The following is an 18,650-nucleotide window of genomic DNA, read 5'->3' as shown; positions in this document are numbered from 1 at the left end:
CTGTACCGATCGTCAGTTGCCGCTGCCGAGGTCGAGCTGGGCGACCGCAACGCTACGGATGGGCGCCCGCATCACCCACTTGTAGAGCGTGGCGGTGCCGGGCAGAAAAGGGGATGCGGCATAGTCGTAGCTGACGGTCACTGTCATGCACTGCGCCGTAGCGAGGCCTTCGCAGGGGGCCTGCGCCGAAACCACGATGGCGTTGCTGCCGCCGTTGCTGCAGTCAACGGCCTGCCTGGAGAACTGCAACAGCCATTGCATCGAGGTGCGCGCCGCCACGCAGGCCGCAGTGCGGCGCTCGCCCGCAGTGCCGTAGCGCAACGACGCCCGGGCCCCTTCCGCCGAGGCGGTGGCCAGGGTCTGCTGCGCGGCCATGATCATCACGCCGGAAAAGGTGAACAGCAGCAACGGAAGCAGGCCGAGCATCAGCATCAATGCGAATTCGATGCTGACCACGCCACGTTGCCGACGAGGACTGCGTCTGCTCATGACACGTCTCCGTAGGTGCGTATCAGGACCCAGCCGATGGCCGACAGTGCGAGGTACGCGGCATAGGGAATGCCGCGCCGTCCCTCGCGGGCGGCCAGCATGTCGCGCAGCGCCGGATGCGATTGCCACTGCGCGCTGGCGCGGTCGACCTGGCCCTGCAGGCCCAGCGGCAGGACAGCGCCGAGCTGCCGCGACACCAGAATGAGCACCGCATGCAGGCCCGCGGCCAGGCTTGCGGCGATCCAGACCGGCAGCAATGCCTGCCAGCCCAGCATCAGCCCGAGCACCGAGAAGAACTTGACGTCACCTGCCCCCATCCAGCGCATGGCGTAGAACGGCAGCAGAGCGACAAGGCCGAGCACCGCGCCGGCGACGTGGGAACCCCACGGCAGGCGCGGTGCGCTGAACTGGCCGGCGATGATCAGTGCAATGGAGATCGCGCACGCCGCCAGCAGCCAGACGTTGGGCACCCGACGGGCATACAGATCGCTGATGGCGATCCGCAGGCTTACGCCGATGGCCAACAATCCCAGCAGTGTCATCGCACACCCCATCGTCCGTCACTGGACGGTCTGTCCAAGGCCCAAGTCTTCGCGTGCGGGCCAAGGCCCGCGACCTGTGCGCCGACACACTACTTGGGTGCGGAACCGGAGGCCTTGGTGGCGAGCGCGGACAGGTTGTCGAACAGGGTTTCAAAGAAGCCCTTGATCTTGTCGTTGCCGACCGCGATCAGGACGCCGGCGATCACCGCGGCCAGCAGCCCGTATTCGAGCGCGGTCACGCCGTCTTCTTCTTTCAGGAACCTGCGGATGGAAGCGTTCATGACGGTTGTCTCCCTCTACCTGTCTTCGACAGGACACCTGCGTTGGGCGGTGGCCCGGCTCCGCCGGGATCGTCCGTGGACCTCCGCACATCCTGGCGGAGGAGGCACCGCGGGCAATGACCCGCTGTGCTCAAGCAGGGTGATCGGCTCCAGGTGGGACGCCCTTCGCGCGCACCCTGCCGCGCGGCGCCGGGCCGCGGGTTGGAAGGTCGTGCGATCGGTGCATGGTCATGCTGTCCCCCTGGGTGTGGCCGCTTCCGCGCGGCCCGATCACCGTGATATCGACTTTGCCTGAATGGCGGTCCGCTGCAACCGGAACCTATATGCAAATTCGGCAGAAAATGCCCGACTCTTAAGTCTTCATACTGTTTGTGTGACGCAAATCCGTTTTCCTCCAAAACGATTCATCGATGTGTAGATAATGTGCCGCGTGGTTTCCGCATGCGAAAATCATGCCAATGGTGAATACATTTTCTTCACCTGTGTGTCGATTTTGTTCAGTGCGGCCCATGGGTTTACCGGCGTGGATTATCGGGCATACTCGTATTCAAGGTGCAGTAGTTACCCGGATGGTGTTTGCCGCATCGGCGGCAGCCAGCCCGGCAGCAGTGGCGGTTCCAGGAACGCTGCGCGCCCTGTCAGGCAGTGGGGGCCGCAACGCAATGCGGATCAACGGGGGACAACACTGTCATGGTCGATGGTGGGGTGGGAGACAGCGGCGACGGCGACCTGCGGTCGATAGACCTGGCGACGTTGAGCGGCGTGCTTCGCGTATGTGATGTCGAGCTCCTGCTGCTCGATGGCAACGGGCCGCGGGCGGCATTCGTTTCGCGCGTACACGAGGAAGCCCTGTTCTGCAGCATCAGCTGCGGGTTCCATTGCCGCGGCCGCTTCATGCTGCCGCCGGACTGGGCAATGCTGGGCTACCTGCACGCCACCGACGAGACGCTGAGCTGGTGCCACGGCGTGCCGCTGACCACCGGCATGGCGCTGACCGTGATGCCGGAGGGCATCAGCGAGTTCACCCTGAGCCCGGGCACGCACATGACCCTGATGCTGGTGCCGGTGGCGCGCGTGCAGCGCAAACTGACCGAGCTGAGCCTGCGCAACACACCGCCGGCCGGCCAGGCACTTTCCCTGTTCAATCTGCCCAGCGAAACGGCGCCGCTGGCACGCCATTACCAGCAGCTGCACCTGGAGCTGGGGCAGGGTGCCGGCCTGCAGCCCGAGGAAACCGAGCGCCTGCTGCATGAGCACGTGCAGGCACTGCTGGCGGCCGGCAGCGCTGATCGCCCGGGTTGCAGCCGTGCCCGACGCACGCATTATCTGATTGCGCAGCGGGCGGAGAACTTCATGCGGCTGAACCTGCGCCGCAATATCTACATGAACGAGATCTGCGATGCCGCTGGTGTCAGCGAGCGCGGCCTGCGCTATGCATTTGAAGATCTGTTCGGAACTTCGCCCAACCGCTACCTGTCGATGCTGCGGCTGTGCGCGGCCTGCCGCAGCCTGTCGATGGCCGATTCCAGCCGCCGTTCGGTCAAGGCCATCGCACTCAGCTGCGGCCTGTGGGATCTCTCACGCTTCGCCGACAATTATCGAAAGGTATTCGGCGAGCTGCCACGCGATACCCTGATGCGCGCGCCCGCGCAGATCGGCCAGCCTGCCTGAGCCAGGTGTATCAAGGGTTCCCGGCGGGTTTCTGCCGGAAATGCCCATGTGCTTGCCGATAGCGTTGCCGCTTCTGCATAACCGGCTGCCGATTCCGGCCGTGGATTTGCCGGAATGCGCGATTGCCGTGCCGGATTGAAGTGCGCGCCCGCCGTGACAACCGCTGAAATGTCAGTCACCTGCCTAGCGGCAAGTCCACTGTCATTCCAGCTGTTCGTCTACGGGGGAAATGCTCATGAACCGCATCTACCGGCGTGTATGGAACCGCCAGCTCAATGCTCTGGTTGTGGCCTCGGAACTGGCCACCGGCGATAGCGGCGGCAGCGCCGCGCGTGATCCGCGCGCCTTCCTGCTGATGCCCACCACCCTGGCGCTGGCACTGCTGTGCGCGCTGGCCAGTGGGCACGCAGGCGCATCGGAAACCAATCAATCGTTGCGCGATCTACAGGCGCTGGCCGCCAAGTACGCACAGCCGATGCCGGTCAAGATCGACGCGGAGGTGGCCTTGGCTGCCGCAGCCCGGCAGGCGCAGCGCAGCCCGGCGATCAGCGCCGATGCCCGTGTCGGCCTGCAGCTGAACACCGCTTCGTTGCCGGTGGTGCGCGACGTCCTGCCGGCCAGCGTGGAAGTGAAGCTGTCGGCGAACCCGGCACCGCGCCAGGTGCCCGTACCGGGCCTGGCCGCCGACGTGCGGGCCACTGTCGGCGTGGGACGCACGGTGGCTGCGTCGGCCGGCATCGACGCCTCGCTGAGCGCGAAGGCGGGCGCGGCCGCACGTGCTGGCGGCAAGGTGAAGATTGCCGGCAATCCCATCGCCGCGATCGACACTGGGGCCCAGCTTCGGGCCGATGTCGGCCGGCCTGCCGACGGTTCGCTGTCAGGGCTGAAGGCGGCGGTCGGCGGCGACGCCGATGCGCGCCTGGCATTGGCCGGGCACACGATCAGCGGACAGGGCCAGGCCAAGGCGGTGGTGGCCGCTGCGCTGCCGGCCAAGGAAGAACTGCCGGGTGAAACGCACGATCGCGCGATCCGCGCCGCCTTCGATACCGGCGTTGCCGGGAAGGTGCGTGTGCAGGCGCCGGACGGGCAGGAAGTGGTGGCCGATCGCAATCTCAAGCTGGCCGGGCAGGCCACCGTTGCCGCGCAGAACAGCGCGCTGGGCGTGGGTGGGTTGGTCAACGGCGGCGTAGCGGCCGTCGGCCACGCAGTCGGCGCAGTGGGCGGTGCCTTGAATGGCACTGTCGGCACGGTCGGTGGTGCGCTGGGTGGCACCTTGAACGGTGCAGTCGGCACGGTCGGCGGTGCAGTGGGCGGTGCCTTGAACGGCACCGTTGGCACCGTAGGGGGTGCCGTGGGCGGCACGCTCAACAACACAGTGGGCGCGGTGGGCGGTGCCCTGAACGGTGCAGTCGGCAGCGTCGGCGGTGCAGTGGGTGGCGCCTTGAACGGCACCGTTGGCACCGTAGGGGGTGCCGTGGGCGGCACGCTCAACAACACCGTGGGCGCAGTGGGCAGCACCTTGAATGGCACCGTCGGCACCGTGGGTGGTGCCGTGGGCGGTGCGCTCAACAATACGGTCGGCGCTGTTGGTAGCACTGTGGGTGCTGTCGGCGGTGTAGTCGGGGAACCCTCAACAACACCGTGGGCGCAGTGGGCGGCGCCTTGAATGGCACGGCGGGTAGCCTGGGTGGTGCCCTGGGCGGCACGCTCAATAACACGGTCGGCGCTGTTGGCAGCACTGTCGGCGCTGTTGGCGGTGCAGTCGGCGGAACCCTCAACACCACAGTAGGTGCTGTTGGCAGCACCGTCGGTGCTGCAGGTGGCGCAGTGGGCGGCGCCTTGAATGGCACGGCGGGTAGCCTGGGTGGTGCCCTGGGCGGCACGCTCAATAACACGGTGGGCGCTGTTGGCAGCACTGTCGGTACTCTTGGCGGTGCAGTCGGCGGAGCCCTCAACACCACAGTAGGTGCTGTTGGCAGCACCGTCGGTGCTGCAGGTGGCGCAGTGGGCGGCGCCTTGAACGGCACGGTTGGCACCGTAGGGGGTGCCGTGGGCGGCACGCTCAACAACACGGTTGGTGCTGTGGGCAGCGCAGTGGGTGGCGCCTTGAACGGCACCGTTGGCACCGTGGGTGGTGCCGTGGGCGGTGCGCTCAACAACACGGTAGGTGCTGTGGGTGGCGCAGTGGGCGGCGCCTTGAACGGCACGGTTGGCACCGTGGGTGGCGGCCTGGGCGGTGCGCTCAACAACACGGTAGGTGCTGTTGGCAGCACCGTCGGTGCAGTGGGCGGCGCAGTGGGCGGCGCCTTGAACGGCACCGTTGGCACCGTAGGTGGTGCCGTGGGCGGCACGCTTAATAACACAGTGGGTGCAGTGGGCAGCACCGTCGGCGCAGTCGGCGGCACAGTGGGCGGCGCATTGAACGGTACCGTCGGCACCGTGGGCGGTGCGGTGGGTGGCACGCTCAACAACACGGTCGGTGCGGTGGGTGGGGCCGTTGGCGGCACCTTGAACAACGCGGTCGGTACGGTCGGCACGACCGTCGGTGGCCTGCTCAATGGCACGACGGCCAGCGGTCTGGGCGGTCTGCTAGGCAACACCCTCGGCAATGTCGGCGGCGCCGTGGGCAATCTGCTCAACGGCAACCTCACCGGCACCGTCGGCAATCTCGGCAGTGCCGTGGGTGGCCTGGTCGGTGGCACGCTGAGCGGTCTTGGCCTGACCAAGCCCTCCGCGATTCCGCCCACCAGCCCGAAAGCCCCGGCTGCGGCCGACCCGAACGCGGGCCTGATCATCGGCACCGGTGGCCTGGTCGGCAATGTCGGCCAGCTGATCGGGCCGACCACCACCAGCCTGTTCGGCGGCAACGGCTATCTGAGCAACGGCAACCTCAAGCTCAGCAATGCCAACGTGATGCAGACCTACTCGACGGTCAACGTGCTGGGCCTGCCCGTGGTCAACCTGTCGCCGGTCGGCAGCACGCTCAATGGGCTGGGCGGCGCCGTTACCGGTGGCAGCTCGCACCTGACGCTGATCGGTGGTGTCACCTCCGACAGCTACATCTACAACATCAACAACGGCAATCCGGGTGGCCTGCTGGGCCTGCTGCTGCCGAAGGATTCGCCGGCCTGGGCCGCCAAGTGCCTGGATATCGCCCTGGCCGACATCTCCTGCTGGGCGGTCAACGCCGCGCAGGACTACCAGGTGCTGATGGGCGATGGCGCCTTCGCCAACGGCTCGAAGGAAGTGGTGATCGGCGCCAACGCACGCCACGAGCTGCCCAAGGTCGATGCCAACGTGGCCTTCCCCGGCGATGGCGTGAATGATCCGAGCAACCCGACCGGTGTGCCCACGGCCGACTATGCCGCGCGCATGGGCCATTCGGTGATCGTCGGCGACAGTGCCGTCGGCACCGCCAATGGCCAGACCCTGCTGGGTGCTGAGTCCACCTCCAACCAGGCCAACTCGGTTGCCCTGGGCTACCGTTCGGCGGCACTGCGCGGCGCACAGGCCAGCTACACCGCCTACGGTCTGACTGCTCCCCAGGTCTCCGCCGGTGAAGTCTCGGTGGGCACCGCCGGTGGCGGCGAACGCCAGATCACCAATGTTGCTGCCGGTAGTGCGAATACCGATGCAGTCAACGTGGTCCAGCTGAAGGGCGCGATCAGCCTCATCAACGATGTGGCGGCTGCAGCGGTAACCTACGACCTGGATGGCGCGGGCAATCCGAACTATCGCCGCGTCACGCTCGGCGCCGGTACCGGCACCACCACCATCGGCAACCTCGCTGCGGGTGCGGTCACCGCGGGCAGCCTGGAAGCCGTCAACGGAGGGCAGCTTGCGGCGACCAACACCGCCATCGCCAGCTTCTTCGGCGGCCGCGCTGCGTTCGATCCAGCCAGTGGTGCCTTCACCGCGCCGCTGTTCGAGATCAGCACGATCTCCACCACCGGTGCCATTGCCAAGGGGCTGTACGAAAACACCACCGATGCCTTCGCGGCGGTCGATGGCTCGCTGGTCAACCTCAACACGCAGATCACCGACATCCGCAACGGCGGCACCAAGTACCTGCGGGTGAATTCGACCGGTACCGAGGCACTGGCAACCGGCACCGATTCGATCGCGGTCGGCACCAATGCCCGCGCCACCGCCGCCAACAGCATCGCGGTGGGCGCCGGCAGCCTGGCCGACCGTGCCAACAGTGTCTCGCTGGGCGCAGCCGGTGCCGAACGCCAGGTCACCAACCTGGCCGCCGGTACCGCAGCCACCGATGCGGTCAACGTTGGCCAGTTGCAGGCCTCGGAGCAGGGCGCGCTGCGCTATGACCTCAATGGCGATGGCAGCGTCAACTACGCCAGCGCCACGCTGGGCCAGAGCGGAACGGCCACCACCCTGCGCAACCTCGGCCCGGGCCAGGTCAGCGCCACCAGCAGCGAAGCCATCAATGGTGCGCAGCTGTTCGCCGCCAACCAGGCGGTGGCCACCCACCTCGGTGGCGGCGCGGCGGTCAATGCCAGCGGCGTGCTGACCGCACCCACCTATACCCTCAACAACATCGCCGCCAACGGCAGCATCAGCCAGGGCAGCTACAACGACGTCGGCACCGCCTTCGATGCAGTAAGCAACTCGCTGGCCAACGTGGCCGACCAGACCGGCGAGATCGACAAGCTGGCGGTGAAGTACGACGTCGATGGCAGTGGCAACGTGATCAACAGTGTCTCGCTGAAGGGCACCGGCACCGGTGCGGTGAAGGTGACCAACGTCGCCGCCGGCAGCATCCTGGCCGGCAGCAGTGATGCGATCACCGGCGACCAGCTGTTCAGTACGAACAGCACCGTCGCCAACTACTTCGGTGGCGACACGGCCTACAACGGCACCACCAACGTGTGGACCGCGCCGAAGTTCAGCATCTCCACCATTGCGACCGACGGTACCTTCAGCACCGGCGACTACAACAATGTCACCGCCGCCTTCACTGCGGTGGACGGCTCGCTGAGGGTGCTCAACCAGCGCATCACCAACGGTGGCACCAGTGCCTACCTGGCCGTGAACTCGACGGCTGCGGCGGCAACGGCCGCTGGCGCCGAAGCGGTGGCGGTGGGCCCGCAGGCCAGCGCCGCCGGCGCCAACAGCGTGGCGGTCGGCAACGGTGCCAGCAGCAGCGCCGGCAACAGTGTCGCGCTGGGTGCCGGCTCGGTGGCCAGCGTGGGCGCGCAGAGCGGCTACACCGCCGCCTATGGCCAGGCCGGTGCCAGCAACTCGGCCGGCGAAGTGTCGGTGGGCAGCACCGGCAGCGAGCGCAAGATCACCCATGTGGCCGATGGTTCCGATGACCACGACGCCACCAACGTCGGCCAGCTGAAGAATGGCGTGAACTACGCCATCGACCAGTCCAAGTCCTATACCGACCAGAAGATCCAGAACATCACCAACGTGGCCGGCAGCTTCCGCGCCAACAACACCAACAACCTGGCCGATCCGTCTGCCAGCGGTGCCAACTCGGCCGCCGGTGGTGCAGGCTCCACCGCAGCCGGAGCCAACTCGACCGCGCTGGGCAATGGTTCGCAGGCGCAGGCCGACAACTCGGTGGCGCTGGGTGCAGGCTCCGTCGCCAACCGGGCCAACACGGTCTCGGTCGGCGCCAGCGGTGCCGAGCGCCAGGTGGTCAACGTGGCTGATGGCAGCCAGGCGACCGACGCGGTCAACGTGCGCCAGCTGCAGGCATCGCAGCAGGGCACCATCCGCTACGACACCACCGTCAACGGTGCGACCAACTACAACAGCGTCACCCTGGGCAGCACCACCAGCGGCCCGACCACGGTGCGCAACGTCGCCGCCGGTACCGCGGGCACCGACGCGGTCAACGTGGACCAGCTGAAGTCGGGCATGGCGCAGACCCTGGACTGGTCGAAGGCCTACACCGACGAGCGTATGGGCGGCTTCGAGCGCGACCTGCGCAAGACCGACAACCGTGCCTCGGCCGGTATCGCCTCGGCGATGGCCACCGCAGCGCTGCCGCAGCCCAGTGAAGCGGGCCGCAGCATGGCCTCGATCGCGGCCGGCAGCTACAACGGTGAGTCCGGTGTCGCGCTGGGCATCTCGGGTGTCTCCGAGGGTGGGCGCTGGATCTACAAGTTCAGCGGCTCGACCAACAGCCGTGGCGAGGCCGGTGTGGCCGTCGGTGCCGGCATCCAGTGGTGATCCCCGCCGCCGGGCCGCATAGGCGGCCCGGCATCGCGGAAACGTCTACAGGGGGAACGACATGAAACAGCATCGCATCGCCCGCGGCGGTCAGCTCGCCGCCGCGCTGGGCCTGGTACTGGGAATCGGCCTGCTGGCCGCCTGCCGCAGCCACGCACCGGCGGCCGACGGCCCGGCCGAAGCCACCGCCGTGCACTTCCCGGAGGCATCGAAGGCCTCGCTGAAGGAGGGCATCTATCCGGACGTTGCCGACCTGCGCCGTTTCGCGCCGGGCATGAGCAAGCGCCAGCTGTACACCATGTTGGGGACGCCGCATTTCAATGAAGGCATGTGGGGCGTGCGCGAGTGGAACTACCTGTTCAACTTCCGCACGGCGCAGGGCGCGGAGTACTTCACCTGCCAGTTCCAGGTGCGCTTCGACAGCAAGGGCATTGCCCAGGGCGGCTACTGGAAGCCCGAATCGTGCGCCGCCGTGCTCGAGCCGCCACGGCCCCCGGCGCCGCCTCCGCCGCCTCCGGCGCCGCTGCCGGAACAGCCCCTGCGCCTGTCTGCCGATGCGTTGTTCGGCTTCGACAGCGCGGTGCTGAGCAGCGAAGGGCAGCAGGCCGTGCAGGGCATCCTGGCGCAGGTGCGTGAGGCCAGCCAGGTGCAGTCCATCCGCGTGACCGGCTATACCGATCGCATCGGCAGTGCCAGCTACAACCAGGCGTTGTCACTGCGCCGCGCCGAGGCGGTACGCAGCGCCCTGGTACAGGGCGGGGTGCCGGCGGCCAGCATCAGCGCCGAAGGGCGTGGCGCGGCCGACCCGATGGTGCAATGCGCGCAGCGCAACCGCCGCGAGCTGATTGCCTGCCTGGCGCCGAACCGGCGGGTGCAGATTGCCGGGGTCGCGCAGCCTCGTTGACGTCCTGCGCCGGGGCAGGGCCCCGGCATCCCGAGTCCCCCTGAATCGCCGGCAGGACGTGGCAACGTCTCCCCGTCTTCCACGCCTGCCGGCGGCTCAGGTTTTCATACGGTGCACGCCATGAACGCCCAATTCCTGCCCCTTGCCATGAAGACGGAAACGACGCTGAGCGTGTACGGCCAACTCGGCAATCATGCGGTGGTGCGCATTCCCGGGCGGCGCCTGCCGGGCCTGATCCTGCAGGCCGATACCGTGGCCGGCTTCCTCGCCCAGCTGCAGGAGGCGCAGGCCTGCCTGCGCAGCGGCCGCGCGCAACGCACCGATGCCGAGCTGGACATGCTGATCGACGTGCTGCAGCAGTGGTACGCGCTGATCGAATCGCGGCTGGCCGACGCCGGCGAGGCGCTGTAGCACCCGACGTATCCTCATCCACGCCATGCGTGGAGGGCTCTGCTCATGCGCGTGCGCGGATCAACCAGCAGGCGGCGTCCACGCGCACGCGGTCGCCCTCGATGAACGGTGCGAATGCCGCCAGCGCCTGGTCGCGCAGCGCGGCGGCCTCCGCTTCGGGCAGTGCCCGCAGCGCCTGGCCCACCGGGCCCAGCTGGCCGACGTAGGCCGGCAGATCGTCGCGCGCCATCGAGCACGGCACTTCCACCGCCACCACCTCCGCCTGCTTCCAGCCAGACACCTGAAGCAGGTGCCGCACGCGCGGGCCATCGGCAAAGGCGAACTGCCCCGGCGCGCCCGCTATCCGTGGTGGCAGCGCCAGTGCATTGCCCACCGCGCGCTCGGCGGTGGTCATGAACGGGTTCTCGTCGGCACCGCGCCAGGCGATGAAACGCAGGCCGGCGCCGGGCCGTGCGGCGCGATGCAGGTTGCTGAAGGCTGCGGCAGTGTCCTCGAAGAACATCACGCCCAGCCGTGACTGGATCCAGTCGAAGTGCGCGGACGGCAACGGGTGCCGCTCGGCATCGGCCACGATGAAGTCTGCCTCCAGCCCGGCGCTGTCCGCACGCTGACGGGCCAGCGCCAGCATGGGTGCGGAGATGTCCAGGCCGGTGCAGTGGGCAGACGGCCGGGTAGTGGCGGCGGCCAGCAGGCTGGCACCGGTACCGCAGCCGACATCCAGCAGGTGCGTGACGGTCTGCGGCAACTCGGAGGCGAGCAGGTTGGCCATCGGTTGGAACAGGCCATCAAGGATGGACTGCTGGGTGACCCAGACCTGGCCTCCTGGGCCGTTCCACAGGGCGTTCTGATCAACAGGGGATGTACGGGACATGGCCTTGTCTCGGCAGGAACGTGCCCATAGCTTGGCGCTTGAAGGCGACTTGAGGTCAAGCCCATGCGTGAACTGGATATTGGCGAGGTGGTACGGCGCAGCGGCGTGCCGGCCTCGACCCTGCGCTACTACGAACAGCTGGGATTGCTGCAGATCCTGGGGCGTCGTGGCCTGCGCCGGCAATACGACGAGCAGGTTCTGGAACGGCTGGCGCTGATCGGCCTGGGCCAGGCGGCCGGACTGTCGTTGCAGCAGATCGGGCTGTCGTTGCCGCAGCAGGGTTGCATCACCCTGGATCGCGAAGCACTGCTGGCGCAGGCCGAGGTGCTGCAGCGACAGATCACCCAGCTGCAGCGGGTGCGCCGGCACCTGCAGCGCGCTGCCGCCTGCCCGCAGGCAGAGGATGCCCGGAAGTGCGGTTCGTTCCGGAAACCGCTGCGCGCGCAGCAGCGTATGGGTGGATGAACCACCGGAACCCCCTCAATCCCGGGTGCTGACTTCCCAGTTCGCATGCAGCACGCCCGGTACCTGCTCCATCCGCGCCAGCACCACGTCCAGCTCGTCGGCACTGACCGCCGTGCTGACCAGCACCGCGATCACGTCGGTGGGCGCATCGGCATGCTCGACCACCTGCACATCACTGACCGGGTACTGCGCCGCTTCGAGTGCGTCGACCAGCCGCTCGCGCACCCGCGGCACGGCTTCGGCATCCACGCTCAGTCGCACTTCATAGGTGGCTTCGGTGGCCGCTTCATTGATCGGAATGCGGTTGATCGCATTCACCAGTGGTCGCAGCAGGGTGTTGCCGGCGATGACCAGCACGGTCAGCAGCACGCCCTCGGCCAACATGTCCGCACCGGTACAGCTGCCCACCGCCGCCGAACACCACAACGTGGCGGCGGTGTTCAGGCCGCGCACGTTCATGCCTTCCTTCATGATCACGCCGGCGCCGAGGAAGCCGACGCCGGAGACCACGTAGGAGATCACCCGCACCGCTTCGGCGCTGCCGGCAATGCGCATGCCCAGGTCGACGAAGGCGGCGGCGCCCACTGCCACCAGCACGTTGGTGCGCAGCCCGGCGGTGCGCTGCCGGTACTGGCGCTCGGCGCCGATCAGGGTGCCCAGCACGAAGGCAGCCAGCAGGCTGACCACGGTGTCGGCGAAGGGGCCGGCCTGGAAGGTTTCAATGAAGCGCATGGCCCGGAGTCTACTCCGCCGACGTGACAGTAGATCCACGCCACGCGCGGATATCGGGATGCGCCAGGAACGACTTGATTCCCGCCGTCCCCTTTTCCGGGGTCAGTCGGTGTCCTCGACGCGCTCGCCCATCAGCTCGCGTTGGCGCTTGTCCAGTTCCTCGGCGTAGCGCTTGCGTACGAAGGCTTCGGAGACCACGCCCAGCACCTGGCCGTCGGCGCTGACCACGGCCAGTTCGTCGGCCTGGGTCTGGTCGAAGCGTTGCATCACGCTGACCACGTCGGAGGAGGGCGCCAGCGAGATATCGCGGTTCTCAGCCAGTTCGCCGATCGGTGTGTCGGGCTTCATACCGTCGCCATAGGCATGCGGAATCTGCACGATGCCTGCGTAGTGGCCTTCGCTGTCGATCAGGACCACGCGGGTGCCGGAGCCCAGTGGAAAGCGCTGGCGGAACGCGCTGGTATCGAGGTCGGCAGGGGCGGTGGCTACGCCCTTGCGCATCAGTTGGCCGGCGTTGAGGTTCTGCACCCAACCGACATCGCGGGCGCTCTTGATGGTTTCGCCGCGCAGGTGCATGCGCCAGGTCGAGAACGAATAACCGAACCATTGCCGCACCAGCGTGCTGGAGACCAGCACCGCGCTCATCACCACGCTGGTCAGCAGGAAGTCGTGGGTGCCTTCCAGCACCAGCATGGCCATGGTCATCGGTGCGCCGACCACGGCCGCCGCCAGTGCAGCCATGCCGGCAAGGGCGGCCGAGGTGGCATCGACCACCGGCACGCCGGCGGCCATGCCCAGCAGGCCGGCGAACAGCGCGCCCACCAGCGTGCCCATGAACAGCGAGGCGAAGAACAGGCCGCCGCGGAAGCCGAAGCCGAGCGAGATGCCCGAGGCCAGGCACTTCAGGGTCAGCAGGCCGCCGATCCAGATCAACGGCAGGTGGGTGGTCAGGTCCAGGTGCAGCGCGCCGTGTCCGGACGAAAGCACCTGCGGGCTGGCCAGCGCCAATGGAATCAGCAGCAAACCGCCAACCACCGGCCGTCCCCACGCGGGCAGGGGACTGCGCTTGACCGTGCCTTCGATCGAGGCGATCAGCCGCATGATGGCGATGCCGACCATCGCGCAGCAGCAGCCGAGCAGGCCGTAGATGGCGTAGTCGGCGGCGCGCACGTCGATGGTCGAGGCCGCCGGCAGCAGGTAGGCCTCGATGCCGGCCTGGTCGGCCACGAAGGCGCCGGCCAGCGCAGCGACCGCCACCGGTGCCAGCGCAGCGGGAGTGTAGGCGCCGATGACGATCTCGAACGCATAGAACGCGCCCGCCAGCGGCGCACCGAACGCGGCGGCGATGGCACCGGCGGCACCGGCGCCGACCAGGATGCGCACATCGTTGCGGCGCAGGCGCATCACCCGGCCCAGCTGCGAGCCGCTGCCGGCGCCCATCTGTGTGTATGAGGCCTCCAGCCCGACCGACGCACCGCAGCCGTTGGACAGCAGGGTCTGGGTCAGCACGATCAGGTTGTCGCGCATCGACATGCGGCCACCATGCAACGCATTGGCTTCCACCGCATCAAGCAGCGGCCGCTTGAGCCGGGTCGCCGCCAGGCTGACCAGGCCGACCAGCAGGCCGCCCAGGGGCAGCACCAGCAGCGCAGTCCAGGTCAGCGAGGGCAGCGAGCTCAGACGCATGCCGTCGTCCAGCCCGTACAGCGTGCCCTGCAGCCAGCGTGCGATGCCCGACTGAAGCAGGGTGAGGTAGCCGGCAATCAGCCCGACCAGCAGCGCCAGCGCGATGAACCACAGGTCGCTGCCACGCAGGCGCAGGCGCAGGCCCTGGAAGGCCAGATGCAGGCGCGATGGCGAAACGGGCGATGACATGGTGGCGGCATGATACGCCGCCACCGTGAGTGCCGCCGTCACCGCATCGGGCGGCTACCGGCTCAGAAGCGGTAGCGGCCCTGCACGTAGAAGGTGCGCGGCGCGGCCACCATGCGGCCGGCGTTGCCATCCACATTGCGGGTGTACCAGCGCTTGTCGGCCAGATTGTTCACGCCCAGCGCGATCTCGCTGTCGCCCAGCCCCGGCACCTGCCAGGCCACCTGTGCGTTCCACAGGCGCACGCCGGGCACGCGGCCCACGCGCGCATCGGCAGTTTCGTCCCAGGTGTTGGCGGCATCGGAGAACTGGCCGCTCTGGTGGGTGCTGGAGACGTTGAAGGTCCAGCCGGCCATCGCGTAGCGGGCGCCGACACTGTCGGTGTCGCGCGAATAGAACGGCACGTCCAGGCCGCGGTTGTCACCGGACTGCTGGATCGCCTTGGTCCAGGTGTAGTTGGCGTACAGCTCCAGCCCGGCCAGCGCGCTGTCCTCGGCGAAGTGGTACTCCAGAGCACTCTCCACGCCCTTGTGGTCGGTGGCGCCGATGTTCTGGAAGGTCGGCGGGGTGATCCCCGGCACCTGCAGGATCTGGTTGTCGAAGCGCATCTTGAACACGGTCACTTCCGCGCGCAGTGCACCGTCCTGCCAGCGCGCACCCAGCTCGGTGGTCTTGGCCACTTCCGGGTTCAGCGGGTTGCTGGCGGTCTGCGAATTGAGCTGGATGTTCTGCACCGGCCCGAACGAGGTGGTGTAGTTGCCGAACACGGTCAGCTGCGGGGTCAGCAGGTAGGCGATGTTGAGCGAGGGCAGCGCTTTGTCGTTGCGGCTGCTGAAGGTGGCCGTACCGCCGGCCTGGCGGCGGTCCATGTCGATCCACTCCATGCGCACGCCGGGGGTGATCCGCCACTGGCCGATGGCGATGCGGTCGTCGATGTAGAAGGCGTGCGCATCGGTGGCGTTGTCGAAGCGAGTGGTGGCACTGGCCGCGCCGGTGCGGCGGGTGACGGTGTAGCTGCGGTCGTTGCCGCGCTCGCGCAGGAAGCGGTAGCCGGCGGTGATGTCATGCACCGAGCTGCCCCAGTGCAGGCGCTGGGTGTAGCGCGGCTCGATGCCGAGTACGCGGTAGTCGCGCGGCTGCACGGTCAGCTGGGTGTTGGCGGCGTTGATCAGCGAGCTGGCGCGGGTGCTTTCGTTGTAATAGGCCAGCACCTCGAACTCGCTGTTGGCCGACAACGTGTTGGTGTAGCCCAGATCGATGCCGGTGCGGTGGCCCTTCCAGAAGTCGGTCGGACGGGTGTTCTGGAACGGATCGGTCTCGTACTGGGCGCGGGTCAGGCCGCCCGGGGTCAACGAGCGCACATCGTAGTAGGACAGCTTGGCGCGCAGCTCCTGCTGTTCGTCGATGGCGTAGGCGAACTTCAGCGCCAGATCGTTGAAGCGGTCATCGCTGCCCTGGCGCCAGCCGCGGCCATCCTGGCCGGAATAGAGCAGGGCGGCGCCCAGCCCGTTGTCGCCGGTGCCGCCGAGGAAGGCGTTGTACTGGGTGCTGTCACCGCCGCCGTGGTCGTAGGCGGTGTAACGCACGCCGGCTTCGCCGTGCAGGCCAGTCTCGGTGGGAATGGCGCGGGTGCTGAAATTAATGATGCCGCCCACGTTCTGCGGCCCGTAGCGCACCGCGCCGCCGCCGCGCACCACGTCGATCGATTCGATGTTGGACAGACTGGTCGGGGCGAACGACAGCTGCGGCTGGCCGTACGGCGCCACCGCCAGCGGCACGCCGTCCAGCAGCACGGTCGAGCGTGGCGAGTAGCGGCCGGTCAGGCCACGCACGCCGATGTTCAGCGAGACCGAGCTGCCGGCGGTGCCGGAGTTGTCGGTGACCTGCACGCCGGGGATGCGTCGCATGGCATCGCCGAGACTGGCCGCGCCGCTGGCCTCGATGCGCTGGCGGTCGACCACGGTACGCGCGCCGGCGAAGCTCTTGACACTGTCATGCAGGCCGGTGCCCAGCCAGCTGCCGGAGACCTGGATGCTGTCCAGCGTGGTGGCGCTGTCCTGGGCGAAGGCGGTGGCGGCGGGGAGCAGGCACAGGGCGAGAGCGGCGGCCAGCGGCAGGCGGGCCGGTTGCAGGGCGTGAGTGGGCATCGGTGCAGGTCGTGGAAGGTCGCAAATGAGAATTATTGCTGATTCCATTCGCCAATGGAATGCGTCACCGGTTCATCCCGATGCCCGGATGGTAGAGTTGTGGATTGCTTCCTGACCCGCTGAGATCCGCCATGTCCCAAGCTGCCTTCTACCCCGTCGGAACCCCTGGCCAGCCGTGGGGAGCGGCGGAACGGGAGGCCTGGCGCGGTCGCCAGCAGCGCCTGCGTCGCTATGACGAGGAGGTGCTGCCGCGCGTCGAGGCGCTGGCTGCGCGCTTTGACAGGGTGGCCTATGGCCAGCTGGACTACGCCGGCGAGACCTACACCCTGTTTGCCCTGCGCAGCCGCGACTGGAACCCGGCGTTGCCGGCTGCGCTGGTCACCGGCGGTGTACACGGCTACGAAACCAGCGGCGTGATGGGCGCGCTGCAGTTCCTCGAGAAGCACGCCGCCGACTATGCTGGGAAGGCCAACCTGCTGGTGGCGCCGTGCGTGAACCCGTGGGGTTTCGAGCGCATCAACCGCTGGAACTTCGATGCGATCGATCCGAACCGCAATTTCCGGAGCGATGGCCCGGCGCGTGAATCGACCGCCGTCATCGACCTGATCGCGCCGTACAAGGGCCAGTTCGTGCTGCATATCGATCTGCACGAAACCACTGACAGCGACGAGAGCGAATTCCGCCCGGCGCTGGCGGCGCGCGATGGCAAGCCGTTCGAACCGGGCCTGATTCCCGATGGCTTCTACCTGGTGGACGACAGCGAGAACCCGCAGGCGGCCTTCCAGCAGGCGGTCATCGCCGCGGTGGAGAAGGTCACCCATATCGCACCGGCCGACGACAAGGGCGAGATCATCGGTTCGCCGGTGGTGGCCCATGGCGTGATCGAGTACCCGCTGGTGAAGCTGGGCCTGTGCGCTGGCATTACCGGTGCAACGTACACCACCACCACCGAGGTCTACCCGGACAGCCCGCGCGCCACGCCGCAGCAGTGCAACGACGCGCAGGTCGCGGCGGTGTGCTCGGCGCTGGATTACGCGCTCGCCCATCGTTGATCGGATAACCGGCATCCCATCCATGCCATGCGTGGAGGGCGCGTGGTGGGTGCGTCACCCCAACGCCTCTGCCCACCACAGCGCCGCCGGCCCCGGCGGCGTGTCGCGGCGCCACAACAGGTCGCTGTGGATGCGTCGCGGCCAGCCGGGCAGTGTCAATTCCACCAGCTGCCCGCGGTCGTAGCGCTGTACCAGCGCGCGTGGCAGCTCGGCCCAGCCGATGCCGTCCTCTGCCATCTCCATCACCATCAGATAATCAGTGGCGGTCCAGGCCAGCCCGGTAACCGCGCGCGCAGGGGCGACCTCCGCGCTCAACCGCACCTGCCGGTGTCGTGCCAGCTGGGCAGCCGCGCGACGGCCGGCGTCGGCCAGCGGATGGCCGCGCGCCACATACACCGACAGTTCGCTGTGATGGGCCAACGGCTGTGCCACCAGGCCGTCCGGATAGTGTTCCTGTCGCGGCAACAGGCCCAGCGCGGCGCGGCCGCTGCCGACCAGCTCCAGCACGTCATCGCCTTCGGCATCCAGCCATTCCAGTTCGATTTCCGGGAACGCCTCGGCAAAGCGCTGCAACACATGCTGCGCCGGATCGAGCTGGTACACATCGGAGAACGCCACGGTCAGCCGCGCTTCGACCGGCGCCGCCAGGCGCACGCTCAACTGCTGCAGACGGGCATCGGCGGCGAGGATTTCCTGCGCGTGGCCAAGCACCTGGCGCCCGGCTTCGGTCAGCTGCGGGTAGCGTCCGCTGCGGTCGAACAGGCTCACGCCCAGATCGGCTTCCAGGTGGGCGATGGCGGTGCTGACCGTTGACTGGGTCTTGCGCAATCGGCGTGCTGCTGCCGAGAACGAGCCCAGCGCTGCCGCTTCGACGAACGCCTGCAGGGATTCAGGGGAATAGGGCATTGATCCATCGCTCTTGTCGATGGAATCCATTTTGATACCACCGTAAAAGACGATGATACTGGCCGCCGTCGCCCCTGTCTGCGGGGCGTTCCAGATCATCCACGCA

The 18,650-nt window shown here is 67.9% G+C and carries 13 protein-coding genes and 1 pseudogene; 6 read left to right on the top strand and 8 right to left on the bottom strand.

From position 1 onward, the window contains the following. Positions 1 to 12 precede the first annotated feature (12 nt). The 3 genes from N4G47_RS10580 to N4G47_RS10570 all read right to left on the bottom strand — a co-directional run bounded on the left by N4G47_RS10580 (position 13) and on the right by N4G47_RS10570 (position 1,312). A complete protein-coding gene (locus N4G47_RS10580) occupies positions 13 to 489 on the bottom strand; it encodes a TadE/TadG family type IV pilus assembly protein (protein WP_107230808.1) in 477 nt (158 codons plus the stop codon). Then, entirely contained in the window at positions 486 to 1,031 is a 546-nt protein-coding gene (locus N4G47_RS10575; RefSeq protein ID WP_475286985.1) for an A24 family peptidase, read from the bottom strand. The genes N4G47_RS10580 and N4G47_RS10575 overlap by 4 nt, the downstream gene beginning before the upstream one ends. 89 nt (positions 1,032 to 1,120) lie before the next feature. Continuing rightward, complete coding sequence (locus tag N4G47_RS10570; RefSeq protein WP_107230806.1) at positions 1,121 to 1,312, bottom strand: Flp family type IVb pilin; 192 nt, start codon at positions 1,310 to 1,312, stop codon at positions 1,121 to 1,123. A gap of 690 nt (positions 1,313 to 2,002) precedes the next feature. On the opposite strand from N4G47_RS10570, the gene N4G47_RS10565 reads away from it, so the two are divergent. The 4 genes and pseudogenes from N4G47_RS10565 to N4G47_RS10550 all read left to right on the top strand — a co-directional run bounded on the left by N4G47_RS10565 (position 2,003) and on the right by N4G47_RS10550 (position 10,499). Beyond that, entirely contained in the window at positions 2,003 to 2,983 is a 981-nt protein-coding gene (locus tag N4G47_RS10565) for a helix-turn-helix domain-containing protein (RefSeq protein ID WP_107230805.1), read from the top strand. A gap of 235 nt (positions 2,984 to 3,218) precedes the next feature. Continuing rightward, positions 3,219 to 9,184: pseudogene (locus N4G47_RS10560) on the top strand (ESPR-type extended signal peptide-containing protein). A gap of 61 nt (positions 9,185 to 9,245) precedes the next feature. Beyond that, on the top strand, positions 9,246 to 10,088 hold the full coding sequence (locus N4G47_RS10555) for an OmpA family protein (RefSeq protein ID WP_475286983.1): 843 nt from the start codon (positions 9,246 to 9,248) through the stop codon (positions 10,086 to 10,088). 120 nt (positions 10,089 to 10,208) lie between these two features. Continuing rightward, the gene (locus N4G47_RS10550; protein WP_057495982.1) at positions 10,209 to 10,499 is read left to right on the top strand and encodes a DUF6959 family protein; all 291 of its coding nucleotides are present in this window, start codon (positions 10,209 to 10,211) and stop codon (positions 10,497 to 10,499) included. 43 nt (positions 10,500 to 10,542) lie between these two features. Here N4G47_RS10550 and N4G47_RS10545 read toward each other — a convergent pair whose 3' ends face one another. Next, positions 10,543 to 11,370 (bottom strand): class I SAM-dependent methyltransferase, encoded by an 828-nt coding sequence (locus N4G47_RS10545; protein WP_475286981.1) that lies wholly within the window; start codon positions 11,368 to 11,370, stop codon positions 10,543 to 10,545. Positions 11,371 to 11,433: 63 nt separating this feature from the next. Here N4G47_RS10545 and N4G47_RS10540 point away from each other — a divergent pair, with 63 nt between their 5' ends. Next, positions 11,434 to 11,835 (top strand): MerR family transcriptional regulator, encoded by a 402-nt coding sequence (locus N4G47_RS10540; RefSeq protein WP_475286979.1) that lies wholly within the window; start codon positions 11,434 to 11,436, stop codon positions 11,833 to 11,835. Between the two features lie 15 nt (positions 11,836 to 11,850). Here N4G47_RS10540 and N4G47_RS10535 read toward each other — a convergent pair whose 3' ends face one another. The 3 genes from N4G47_RS10535 to N4G47_RS10525 all read right to left on the bottom strand — a co-directional run bounded on the left by N4G47_RS10535 (position 11,851) and on the right by N4G47_RS10525 (position 16,586). After that, positions 11,851 to 12,567, bottom strand: a complete 717-nt coding sequence (locus N4G47_RS10535) for an MgtC/SapB family protein (RefSeq protein WP_475286977.1) — start codon at positions 12,565 to 12,567, stop codon at positions 11,851 to 11,853. Positions 12,568 to 12,669: 102 nt separating this feature from the next. Next, positions 12,670 to 14,442: a chloride channel protein gene (locus N4G47_RS10530; protein WP_475286976.1), complete on the bottom strand. Its 1,773-nt coding sequence runs from the start codon at positions 14,440 to 14,442 to the stop codon at positions 12,670 to 12,672. 62 nt (positions 14,443 to 14,504) lie between these two features. After that, positions 14,505 to 16,586 (bottom strand): TonB-dependent receptor family protein, encoded by a 2,082-nt coding sequence (locus tag N4G47_RS10525; RefSeq protein WP_475286974.1) that lies wholly within the window; start codon positions 16,584 to 16,586, stop codon positions 14,505 to 14,507. 131 nt (positions 16,587 to 16,717) lie between these two features. Between N4G47_RS10525 and N4G47_RS10520 the strand changes: the two genes are divergently transcribed. Continuing rightward, positions 16,718 to 17,638 carry a M14 family metallopeptidase gene (locus tag N4G47_RS10520; RefSeq protein ID WP_475286972.1) on the top strand — a complete coding sequence of 307 codons (921 nt, stop codon included), beginning with the start codon at positions 16,718 to 16,720 and terminating at the stop codon, positions 17,636 to 17,638. A 54-nt stretch (positions 17,639 to 17,692) separates the two neighbouring features. On the opposite strand, the gene N4G47_RS10515 is transcribed toward N4G47_RS10520, so the two are convergent. After that, the gene (locus N4G47_RS10515) at positions 17,693 to 18,544 is read right to left on the bottom strand and encodes a LysR family transcriptional regulator (RefSeq protein WP_475289926.1); all 852 of its coding nucleotides are present in this window, start codon (positions 18,542 to 18,544) and stop codon (positions 17,693 to 17,695) included. Positions 18,545 to 18,650 lie beyond the last annotated feature (106 nt).

The organism is Stenotrophomonas sp. GSD10 (assembly GCF_056172695.1).
This window is presented reverse-complemented; position numbering and strand designations above follow the sequence as displayed.